This is a genomic window from Acidovorax sp. K2F (assembly GCF_025246485.1).
GTDB lineage: Bacteria > Pseudomonadota > Gammaproteobacteria > Burkholderiales > Burkholderiaceae_C > Acidovorax > Acidovorax delafieldii.
This window is the reverse complement of the sequence record NZ_JAOBSQ010000069.1, coordinates 1-9,807: the sequence shown is the minus strand read 5'-3', so window position 1 is coordinate 9,807 and position 9,807 is coordinate 1. Positions and strand designations below refer to the sequence as shown.

Below are 9,807 nucleotides of genomic sequence, written 5' to 3'. Positions count from 1 at the left end.
GGGGGTGCTGTCCAGATACGGGTCCACGTTGCTCACACCGCCCGGGGCGTTGCGGCGGTAGGTTTGCTTGTCGGTTGGGCTCCAGGCGGCAGAGTCGGTCGGGTAGTTGGTGCCCATGACCCACTTGGGGGCGTTGACCAAAGCCGCTGCTGCAGCGGCCTGGGCGGTGGCCACGGCTGCTGCGTCGTAGGCCACAACCGCGTTGTCCTTCGTGCAATTCACGAGTGCAAGCAGGTCGCCCATGAACGTGGTGCTCATGTGCACACCGAACGCGTAGGCCTTGCTGTTGTAGGTTCCCAGCACGCGATCCGACAGGGGCGGGAACGGTGGTACGGGACTGACCACCGGTACGGGTGTGATCGCCATCAGATGATTCCTTTCACGCGCGCGGAGAGCTGCGCGTCTTTGCTGTTGACTGGTTTGACTCGCCCACTGATGAGGCCGAAGGTGCTGAGGTAGCCGTAGCCGGGCACATTCGTTGCTGAGATGGCCACCGGCACGTCCAGCACCTGCTGCAGCAGTCCCACCGTGTACTCAGCCTGGTCGGCATCGAGCACCGCCGACAAAGTGAGGTCCGTAGCGCCAGGGCGCCGCTTGATCTCGAACGTGCCGTCGTCGTAGAACTTGATGTAGCTGTACGACCTGGGCTCAGCCTCGCTGCCGAACTCGGTGCCGCCAGTACCACCGGTGAGGCTGCGCCACTCGCCCACCATCAAGGTGCCCAGCTCCACCGGCGCGGAAGGCCCAGCGCTCACCGTCACGGTGAGTTCTGCGGTCGGACTGATGGGGATGTCGTTCAGTTCCACCGTGCTGCGCACGCCCAGGGGCGAGAACAGCAGCTCCCAGAAGCCGAGCGCCTGCTCCCACAGGTCTTGCGTGGTTTGCTTGACGACCGTTCCGCCAGGCGTGTCGCGCGCAACAATCTGCACCTGGTCGCCCAGCGCACCAAAGATCTTCACGTCACTGAAGAACGGCACCTGCAGCTTGTAGGTGAGACTGCCCGTAGCCTTTGCAGCTGTGGAGCGGTAGTAGTCAAACGGAGCAAACAGGTTGCTGGGCCGTTTGAAGAGCCAGTAGTCCGGGTCAGCCTCTGGCAACGCCGTGCGGCCGCTGTGGGCCTGCACGCAGGAATACACCTTGTGGTTGCTGACGCGCTCGGCCCCCACGGCATACGTGCCGGCAGACACCCACATCGTTTCGCCCAGCGCGGGGTCGGGCTCTACGATGGTGGTGCCTGCGGTCAGCATGCTGGCCGTGATGGGAATGGCCATGAACACACTCACAGCGCTGTAAGTGGTGGTCGTCATGCGGGTGTCGTCCTTAAACTGCTGCCGTCAAATGAGTCTTCGAGCACCTGCGCCATCCGGGCCAGCAGGGCTTCAGCCCGCGACTCGCCAGCGCTTGCTGCAGGTGCTGCCGTGCTGGTGGTGCTGGTGCTTTCGCCCGGCTGGGCCAACATGCGCTGCGTGTTGGCTGCGGTGTAGATGCGCGCTGGCGGCAGGTAGGCCAGCTCGGGACCGTCTTCGCCCACCATCGCCCATCCACCCCGGTGCAGCCCCCCGCCAGCAAAGGCAGGGAGGCCCAGCTCCTGTAGCTTCCTGAGCACGTCTGCGTAGCTGTAGCCGCCCACTGTCGCAAGATCGCTGGCCGTGTAGCCTTTGGCAGACGCATCGGCAAAGAGGCCCGCCACGTCGCCCGTACCCGTGTACTGGGCGAAGAGGCCATCCTTTAGCGCTTGCAGTTGCGCCTGCTCGGCGTCACTGACTGCGCTATAGGTGGACCCATAGCCGCCTCCCAGGTACTGCTCGCGCACGTAGTTGCCGTTGGCGGCCTTGTCGCCAGGGCGTACCGCTGCAGCCGGGCTCCCACTGGAGCCACCGAACGAGAACCCGCCATTGCCCGATGTGCCAACGCTGCCCCCTGCGGCCGCTGGGGCTGTGGGGTTCAGCAGATCCATGATCTGCCGCACAGCCTCATCGACCGACAGCGTGGCCTTGACCTGGCCGGTGGCGATGTCGATCAGCTCGCGCATGCGCTCCAGCGTTTCGTCGCCCTGCTTGATCTGACGATCAAGCGCGTCGAGTGACTGCTCTGCAATGCCCTTCTGCTTGCCTGCCACGCCCGCGAGCTGCTCCATCTGCCCTGCAAGCACCAGGCGATCGCGGTCCAGCTCGAACTGGGTGAGGTAGTTGTCAGCCGCGAGGCCACCACGCGCAGCGGACAGTGCATTGGCGAGGTCGTCCGTGTTGGGGATGATGCCCAGCAGAGCGCCCTGCACAGCGTTCTCGATGAACACCATGCCCTGCGCCGCCTGCTGTGCAGCCGTGCTGCCCACCTCACCCCGCAGCTCGCGCATGGCACCTGATGCAATGTCTTGCACCTTGCCCCACAGGCCAGCCAGCTCGGCCGCTGCTGCACGCTGTGCCTCCAGCGCCTTGCGCTGGGCTGCGATGGAGCGCTCCAGCGTGCTGTAGGCCGCATCGAGCTGCGTGCGCAGCGCTTCCTTGGCCGCAGCGGCGGCATCTTCGGCCGACTGCCCCAGCTCTGCAAATGAGCCCGACAACATGACCAGCATGGCGTAGGCCTTGCGGCCTGCCTCGGTGTTCAGGTCTTGTGCTTCGACCAGGCGGCGGTATTCCGCACGGGTCTTGGGCACTGTCAGGCCCAGCTTGGCGAACTCACCTTCGAGCTGGCGCGTGGCCACCACCCTGCGCTCTTCCTCGGTGTAGAAATTCTGGAAGTAGCTGCTGGTGGCGGCGGCCATCTTGTCGAGCCCACCGAATGCGTCCGCGATCTTGCTGGCCGCATCCGCACCGTCCAGGCTGGCCTCCAGCAGCGTGTAGCCCAGCGTGTCAAATATGCCGTTGACGGTGGTCAGGCTGGTGGACAGGCGGGTGAGCGTGTCGATGGCCTTCTCGCCCTCTTTGGCGTACTTGCTGGCGGTGTAGGTGGTCTCTTCGATGGTCTCGGTCACCTCGCGGGATGAGGCCATGAAGTCGTCCGCACCCCGGCCCAGGTTGTCGTACACCACGCGGGTGACTTCTTTGCTGGTCGTGGTCCAGGTGCCCAGCACCTGCTCTGCCAGTTCGTTGTTGGCAGTGGCAAGCGCCTCTTGGAACTTTTGCTGGATCTGCTCGGCGTTGAGGCCTTGCGTGCTGATCTTGATCTTGCTGGTGTAGTCCTCCAGTTTGTCGGCACTCAGGCCCAAGGAATCGGCAAAGTAGGCGACCTGGGCGCGCATGCCTTTGAAGGTGTCGCCCAGCGCTTTTTCGAATGCCGGGTCCAGGTCGCTGTACTTGGTCTTGTCCGAGCGGAACAGGCCGCCCTTGTAATACTCGAACTGCTGGCCCTCGAAGCCCGTCTGGCCGCCGAAGGTGCCCTCGATACCAACGTCTGCCAGCTTGCGGCCGAACAGGCGGTTGATGAGGCCACCCACCACCCCCGCCAGGGGGCCAAAGAAGGCGCTGGCAATGCCTGCAATGACGTTGACGGCGTTACCGCCGCCCACGCTGTAGCCGCCAGACAGCATGGAGCTGATGCCGTAGCCCGCAAAGCCGTTACCCAGCATGCCCAGGCCCGCGCCAATGTTGGAGCCCATGGGCGTCATCACATTGGCGGTGTAGCCGGTGCCGTAGTCCACAGCACTGCTCAGGCCGAGACGCACGCCCAGATCGCTGGTGGCGAAGCTGCTGAAGGCATTACCCACAGCACCGCTCACACCCTTGGTGATCAGGTCGAAGCCGCTGGAGACGATGTTGCCCAGGCTGCTGAGCATGCCCAGACTGCCACCGCCACCACCGGCCCCGCCCACCACTCCAGCATTGGCGCCGCTGACGCTCAGGCCCAGGGCGCCGGTGATGCCGGTCATCACGCCCTGCACCGCCAGCTTCAGCACCGTGGTCTTGAACAGGTTCTTTATACCGTCCCAGAACGACTTGAAGAAGCCCTTGCCCGCCTCAAACCCACGGTACAGGCTGTCGCTCAAGCCGTTGTAGATGCTGTCGTAAAACTTCGTCCACTCGTTGGCGGCCTCGGTTGCGGCCTTGGCGGTGATCGTGCGGTCGTACTTGGCGCCCAGCAGCTCGTTGCGCTCGCGCAGCGCTTCGATCTCGGCCTGCAGCGCGATCTGTTCGCGCGTCATGGTGCCGGTGATCACGCTGGCCCGCTCCAGCTCGGCCAGGGTGGCCTCCTTGGTCAGGATCAGCGCACGGTTGCGAGTTTGCAGGAGCTGCAGCTGCGCGGCATCCGACAGACCGATCATCTCGATCTCTTCGCGCATGGCCTGGTTCTGCTCGACCACGCTGGCGGCCGACTGCTCCATGGCCTGCACGACTTTGAGGCGCGCTGCACGCTCAGCATCGGCCGTTTTGATGAACTCTTCGCGCGCCTTGTTCTCGCCTTCGGCCGCCAGCATCGCCTCGATGTCCTGGCCGATCTGGATGGCTTGGACCTCGGTAACCTTGACCTTTCCGGTGCGGATCTGGTCCAGCACTTCGACGGCCTTCTTTTGGCCCTCGGTGAGCTTTTCTCCAGCGGCTGCTTCTGCCTGGTAGCCAGCAGTGGCCTTGACCACGGATTCGCGCAGCGCGTCGAAGGGGTCTTTGGCCTCTTTGGCGGCTTTCCCAGCCTTTTCGGTGGTGTTGGCAAAGCCGTTGAGGTTGGGCTTTGCCTTGGCGGTTGCGTCACCGGCTGCTGCAGCGGATGCAGCCATCTTGTCGAGCGAATCGCGGAAGCGCTCGCCCACGGTAGGACCATCGAACACGTCGATCATGTCCTGGCCGGAGGCCTGCAGGGTGGCCCATGCGCTGCGGAAGTCGCCGCTGAGCGCTTGCACCAGGGCTGCAGCTAAGCCGCCCATGCCCTTGCCGATGGACTGCAGCACGCGCCAGGCGATCTGACCCGCGTCTGCCACGTAGCTCAGGCCCTTGATGGCGTCGGTGGTCCACTGCTTGATGCTGCCGTCTGCCACCAGGCGGCGCACTTCTTCACGCAGACCGCCCGAGCCGTTCATCATGTCCACCAGGGCCTGGGCACCCAGGTCCAGCGCGGGGATCATGCCGTTGGCCAGTTCTTTCTTCCAGCCCTCACCACTGGTGCTCAGGCGAAGAAGGTTGTCGTCCAGGTTTGCGGCGGCCGCAGCCTGCTCGGTGGTGACCTTGGCTTGCAGGTCGCCGACCTCTGCCAGGTCATGCAGGAAGGGCAGCATTTGCGCACCCTGCTTGCCGTACAGCGCCATGGCCATAGCGGCCTTGCCGGTGCCGTCTTCAAACTTCGCCATGGCCTTGGCCACGGTCTGCATCTGATCTTCAGGGCGCAGCTTCTTGAAGCTGTCAAAGTCAATGCCCAGGGCCTCTAGCGCTTTGCCGGTGCCCTTGCTTTCCTCGCTGGCGCCCGCCAGGTTGGCGGCCAGCTTGTTCATGGCGGCGCCGATCTGCTCGGGCCCCATGTTGTTGAACTTGCCCACGGCCATCAGGCCCGACAGGGCTTCGACCGTGGAGCCGGTCTGCATGCGCAGATCGTCGAGTGCGGCGCCGGTCTCGATGGCGCCAGAGATGAGGCCCTTGAAGGCCGCGATGGTGAAGCCAGCGGCAAGGCCGCCAGCGATGGCGCCCGCCGTGGCGGCCACCTTGGCCTTCATGTTGTCGAAGGTGTCCTGGATCTTCTTGGACGCCGCCAGGGCGGCCTGCTCGGACTTGTCGAGCCCGCCCGTGTATTGGGCGTAATCCAGGCCGAGCTTGACCACCAGGGAGCCGAGTGCAGACATGCTGATTTACTCCCGTTCTTTCTTGTCACGTTGTTCTTGGTCGGCCACGAGGACCGCGCGCTCCATGACCTGCAAGCCATGCATGACGGTGCGGCGCTGGCGCCGGTGGACGAATAGCTCCAGCCAGGCAATGACGCCCGCGTAGCAAAAGCCCATGCGTTGGCCCGCCATGCCTGCGTACTGCCACTGGGTGCGCAAGGCCTCGAAGGCCGCGACCACCGGCAGGTTCTCTGCGTACACACCGAAGGCCTCGCCCTCGGCCGGAGGGGCATTGGCTGCGGCGTCAATGCGGGCGCGCACCTTGTCGAGGTCGTCCGCACTGGCGCCCCAGGCCTCCATGGCTTCGAGCACGCTGTAGTCGGGCTCGAAGGTGCCGGGCGCTTCGTCGCGGGCACCTGCCCACCAGCGCGCGGCCTCGATCAGTTTTTTTCTTTGGCGCCTACGTTGTGCTGCCAATAGACCAGCATGGCTTCGCGCACGGCGCCGGTAAGGCGCAGGAAGGCCTCCAGGTTCTGCTCGTTGAAGGGGACAGGGACACGGTTCTCGTCCACCATTTCCCAGCCCGTGAGCACGCGGCGCAGCAGTTCGACGTTGGACAGCTTGATCAGCTCTTCGCGGTCTTCTTCAAAGGTGCGTTTGAAGATGGCGACAAAGCTCTCTTCGCGCCAGCCGCCCTTTGGCATGGCGACTTGGACCTTGACGGTGGCTTTGAATGTTTCGTCGGGGGTGAGAATGAACATGGTTGTGTGAGGTAAAGGGGGAGAAAGCAAAAGAGCCACCGCGATGGGTGGCTCTTTTTCGGGGTGTGCACACGTGTGCACGGGGGTGAAGGGTCAGCGAACGATGATTTGCAATTCGTCGTTGCCGCCCACCGGGTTGATGTCGAACGGCATGTTGATCATGGCGATGCTCTGGTCGTCCTGCAGCGTGAACGGCTTGCACTGCACGGCAGGCATTGCCAGCTCGATGATGTTGCCGGGCACCGTACCGTGCACCAGGCTGCAGGCGCCCACAACGCTGTTGCGCACGATCTCGGCCCAGTTCTTGGTGGTGATGCTGGGCATCTCCATGGTGACGTTGCCCGAGGGCTGGCGGTCTGGGCTGTGGGGTGCGGCGCAGTTGACCAGCTCGCGCCAGGCCAGGGCGTTGGCGAGGTTGATGCTGAAGGCCGACATGCACGCAGACAAGCCGTGAAAGCTGAAGGTGGGCGTGTTGGTCTTGCCCACAGTCTTGGGCTGGATGAAGTCGCTGTAGTCAACGCCGGTGGGCATGGCCACTTCCTCGGTGGCTGCGCTGTAGGTGCCCAGGAACTCGAACTTCATCACCGGGATACCCTTTGCATTCAGCTCGAAGGACACCGTGCCCTTGGCATTGGTGATGACGAACTTGGTCTTGTCCAGGTAGCCATACAGCGTGAGGGTGGGTTCGCCTTCGCTGACCAGGTCGTAGGTCACGTCCGTGCCTGCGGTGATGGTGGCGGCAAAGCCGCAGGCCTCCAGCAGCAGGCCCCACGCGGGTTCCGTCCCGGCAGCACCTGCGCCCGCCAGTTCGACCTCGAACGTGATCTTGCGGTGCTCGCCCACGGTGAGGCTGCCGCTGTTGCCCTTGTACGGGCGGATCAGGTTGCGCTGCACCTGCTCGGCCGTGATGGGCTCCGGCATCAGGGCGCGGCAAAGGATGGCATTGGCCGCTGCAGTGGGAAGCGCGTCGGTGCCAGCTGTGACTTCTTTCTTTGCCAGCAGCAGCATCTTTTTCATGGACTTGGCCATGGGAGTTCCTTTCAGGTCAGGGTTTCAGAAACGGCCGCTGCTTAGGCTGCTGCGGTGTTGTCGTCGCCCTCGGCCGCAGCCGGGGGCGGGACGCGGGTGCGCACGCCGGTGGCCGGGTCGCGCATGTAGGTGCCGCCGATGCCGGTGAACTCATCGCGCGCACGCGGTGGCGTGGGCAGGTGGTGCGCTGGCTTGGTGGCTTTGGGGGTGGCGACGGGCGCAGCTGCGCCAGCCGCCGCAGGGGCTGCGGTGCTTTTTGCCATGGTGGCTCCAGGGGTGGGTGGTTGCGGTTAGTGGCGGGGTGTGCGCAGGCGCACGGTGAGGTAGCGGGCGAATATCTCGGGGTCGGGCTCGTAGTCGGCGTCCCCTGCGTCGTCTTCGTACTGGTAGGCGGGCATGGCCTCCAGCGCAGCGCGGAACGGGCCGCCACCGTCCAGGGGCAGCAGCACGTCCAGCTCTTCGATGGTGCGGGCCAGCACGATGAGGTTGACATCGTGCTGGGTGTACCCGCCGCCCGCACACCAGGTCTCTTCTGGCTTGCTGTCCACGTCAAAGACGGCAGCGGGCCATGACGGATTGGGTGGCAGCTCCACCGCCCAGGTGTTGTCGAACGCCAAGGTAAGCGCTGCAGCGAGCTGCTGGTGAATGGTGCTCATGCCTTGCTTGCCTTTGCGTGCTCTTTGTCCAGGCGGTCGGCCATGGCGTCGATGACCTCTTCCTTGCCCTGCTCCAGCGCGGGCTGCAGGAAGGGGGAGGCCTGTTGCTTCTTAGTGCCGAACTCAGGAAAGCGCCAGTAGTATGGATCGTCTTCGTAGCGCTTGACGATGCGGCCTGTCTTGTTGATTGCCAGCTTGCTGTTGGTCTTTTGCTTCTTGGTCAGGTTGCGACCATGCCGCACACCGAGGTTGTACTGGGCGGTGCCTGCAGGGGCCTGCGGCTCGCGCTTGATCACGATGTTCTTGATCAGCGCGCCGGTCTTGCGCAGCCCTTTGGCCTGTGCGATGCCGCGTGCCTTGCTGCGCAGTACACCGCCCCCGGAGGCCACCATGAGGCGGGCCACTCGGGTTTCCATTCCCGTCTTGAGCTGCTGGAAAGATTGACTTAGCGCGCCGATGCCCAGGATCTCGCTTTTAGCCATCGTTCATTCCCGTATCGCAGGTCAACACCATCCAGCCGCGCGCGTTGGCCAGGGGCTTGATATGCCGGATATTGAAGGCCTTGCCCCTGTGGCGCACGCGCATGGTTTCCAGCAGATCGTCGCGTAGGCGTATCAGGAACTCCACTCGCGCCACAGCCACTTCACCGCCAGCACTGGAAGCCCTGCGCTCTGCGCCGGAGTAGTCCATGCGCTTGGCCCACACAGTGGTGTGCAGCACCCAGGCCTTTTGCATCCCGGCGGATGTCCCCTTGGCAACTTGAAGGCTGTCGATAGCGATGCGATCTCGCAGATCTCCGGCGCGCATGTCACACCCCCATTCCGACCCGGTACGGCTGCAGGAGCCGCTGCGAGTTCACGGGCAGCGCAACTACAGATACACCCACGGCCGCCTCCTCCCGGTTGTGGAACAAATGCCCCACCAGCAGCAGGATCGCGGCTTTCACCGCAGCGTTGACCACTATCGGCTCGGCCGGTGGCGCTTCCGCGGCTGCGTCCATGGCGGCCTGGTTGGCGTACACGTTCCGGTTCAGGAACTCGACCACAGAGGCCTCTGCCGCTTCGATGTAGAGCTGGATCAGGGCGTCCTCTGCCGAATCGTCCACCCGAAGGTGCAGCTTCGCCGTTGGTACGTCCACCAGCGACATCAGGCGGCTCCGTCCAGCAGTGCAGCCAGTTCCGCCTTCTTGGCGCCATCTGGCACCGCGATGCCCTTGGCTTCGAGAGCGGCCTTCAGCTCGGGCACGTTCAGGCCGGCCGATGGCTTGGCGACAGGTTCGGTCTCGGCGGGCTGCAGGTCGCGCGCCTTGACTTGGCCGCGCACCGCGCAGCCGACATCATCGACCAGGTGCTTTGCCATGTCCTCGCCGACGCGCATCTGGTCGCCAGCACCGAACGCGCCGATGGCGGAGTTCGAGCCGAAGGTGGTGAAGGTGATCCATTCCATGATGGGCTCCAGTATTTGAGGGAGAAGGAGCGGACCGGAGCATGAAGCCCCGGCCCGAGCTCATCAGGACGCGGGAGGCGTCAGATCACCACCGCGCGCGGCTGCGGGGATCTCAGTGGCCAGCGCCAGGCGGCGCTCAGCGCGAACCGTGATCAGGTTCTTGGTGAAGTTG

11 protein-coding genes and 1 pseudogene are annotated in these 9,807 nt (G+C 64.4%); all 12 read right to left on the bottom strand.

Going from position 1 to position 9,807, the window contains the following annotated elements; all coding sequences use genetic code 11:
* A pseudogene (locus tag N4G42_RS24980) lies at positions 1–366 on the bottom strand (hypothetical protein); the annotation flags it as partial.
* Complete coding sequence (locus tag N4G42_RS24975; RefSeq protein ID WP_260669107.1) at positions 366–1,307, bottom strand: hypothetical protein; 942 nt, start codon at positions 1,305–1,307, stop codon at positions 366–368. The pseudogene N4G42_RS24980 and the gene N4G42_RS24975, both read right to left, overlap by 1 nt.
* On the bottom strand, positions 1,304–5,764 hold the full coding sequence (locus N4G42_RS24970; RefSeq protein ID WP_260669106.1) for a hypothetical protein: 4,461 nt from the start codon (positions 5,762–5,764) through the stop codon (positions 1,304–1,306). Before N4G42_RS24970 ends, N4G42_RS24975 begins: the two co-directional genes overlap by 4 nt.
* A gap of 6 nt (positions 5,765–5,770) precedes the next feature.
* On the bottom strand, positions 5,771–6,220 hold the full coding sequence (locus N4G42_RS24965; protein WP_260669105.1) for a DUF1799 domain-containing protein: 450 nt from the start codon (positions 6,218–6,220) through the stop codon (positions 5,771–5,773).
* Entirely contained in the window at positions 6,184–6,504 is a 321-nt protein-coding gene (locus N4G42_RS24960) for a phage tail assembly chaperone (protein WP_260669104.1), read from the bottom strand. Before N4G42_RS24960 ends, N4G42_RS24965 begins: the two co-directional genes overlap by 37 nt.
* Positions 6,505–6,597: 93 nt before the next feature.
* On the bottom strand, positions 6,598–7,533 hold the full coding sequence (locus N4G42_RS24955; RefSeq protein ID WP_260669103.1) for a phage tail tube protein: 936 nt from the start codon (positions 7,531–7,533) through the stop codon (positions 6,598–6,600).
* Positions 7,534–7,574: 41 nt separating this feature from the next.
* On the bottom strand, positions 7,575–7,796 hold the full coding sequence (locus tag N4G42_RS24950; protein ID WP_260669102.1) for a hypothetical protein: 222 nt from the start codon (positions 7,794–7,796) through the stop codon (positions 7,575–7,577).
* Positions 7,797–7,823: 27 nt separating this feature from the next.
* Positions 7,824–8,189 carry a hypothetical protein gene (locus N4G42_RS24945; protein WP_260669101.1) on the bottom strand — a complete coding sequence of 122 codons (366 nt, stop codon included), beginning with the start codon at positions 8,187–8,189 and terminating at the stop codon, positions 7,824–7,826.
* Positions 8,186–8,671 carry an HK97-gp10 family putative phage morphogenesis protein gene (locus N4G42_RS24940; protein ID WP_260669100.1) on the bottom strand — a complete coding sequence of 162 codons (486 nt, stop codon included), beginning with the start codon at positions 8,669–8,671 and terminating at the stop codon, positions 8,186–8,188. The genes N4G42_RS24945 and N4G42_RS24940 overlap by 4 nt, the downstream gene beginning before the upstream one ends.
* Positions 8,664–8,996, bottom strand: a complete 333-nt coding sequence (locus tag N4G42_RS24935; RefSeq protein ID WP_260669099.1) for a phage head closure protein — start codon at positions 8,994–8,996, stop codon at positions 8,664–8,666. Before N4G42_RS24935 ends, N4G42_RS24940 begins: the two co-directional genes overlap by 8 nt.
* 1 nt (position 8,997) lies before the next feature.
* Complete coding sequence (locus N4G42_RS24930; protein ID WP_260669098.1) at positions 8,998–9,336, bottom strand: head-tail connector protein; 339 nt, start codon at positions 9,334–9,336, stop codon at positions 8,998–9,000.
* Positions 9,336–9,635, bottom strand: a complete 300-nt coding sequence (locus tag N4G42_RS24925) for a HeH/LEM domain-containing protein (protein ID WP_260669097.1) — start codon at positions 9,633–9,635, stop codon at positions 9,336–9,338. The genes N4G42_RS24930 and N4G42_RS24925 overlap by 1 nt, the downstream gene beginning before the upstream one ends.
* Between the last annotated feature and the right edge of the window lie 172 nt (positions 9,636–9,807).

Coding starts and splice junctions, on each gene's coding strand:
- N4G42_RS24975 (WP_260669107.1), bottom strand. CDS start 1,307: ATGACGACCACCACTTACAGCGCTGTGAGTGTGTTCATGGCCATTCCC.
- N4G42_RS24970 (WP_260669106.1), bottom strand. CDS start 5,764: ATGTCTGCACTCGGCTCCCTGGTGGTCAAGCTCGGCCTGGATTACGCC.
- N4G42_RS24960 (WP_260669104.1), bottom strand. CDS start 6,504: ATGTTCATTCTCACCCCCGACGAAACATTCAAAGCCACCGTCAAGGTC.
- N4G42_RS24955 (WP_260669103.1), bottom strand. CDS start 7,533: ATGGCCAAGTCCATGAAAAAGATGCTGCTGCTGGCAAAGAAAGAAGTC.
- N4G42_RS24950 (WP_260669102.1), bottom strand. CDS start 7,796: ATGGCAAAAAGCACCGCAGCCCCTGCGGCGGCTGGCGCAGCTGCGCCC.
- N4G42_RS24945 (WP_260669101.1), bottom strand. CDS start 8,189: ATGAGCACCATTCACCAGCAGCTCGCTGCAGCGCTTACCTTGGCGTTC.
- N4G42_RS24940 (WP_260669100.1), bottom strand. CDS start 8,671: ATGGCTAAAAGCGAGATCCTGGGCATCGGCGCGCTAAGTCAATCTTTC.
- N4G42_RS24935 (WP_260669099.1), bottom strand. CDS start 8,996: ATGCGCGCCGGAGATCTGCGAGATCGCATCGCTATCGACAGCCTTCAA.
- N4G42_RS24930 (WP_260669098.1), bottom strand. CDS start 9,336: ATGTCGCTGGTGGACGTACCAACGGCGAAGCTGCACCTTCGGGTGGAC.
- N4G42_RS24925 (WP_260669097.1), bottom strand. CDS start 9,635: ATGGAATGGATCACCTTCACCACCTTCGGCTCGAACTCCGCCATCGGC.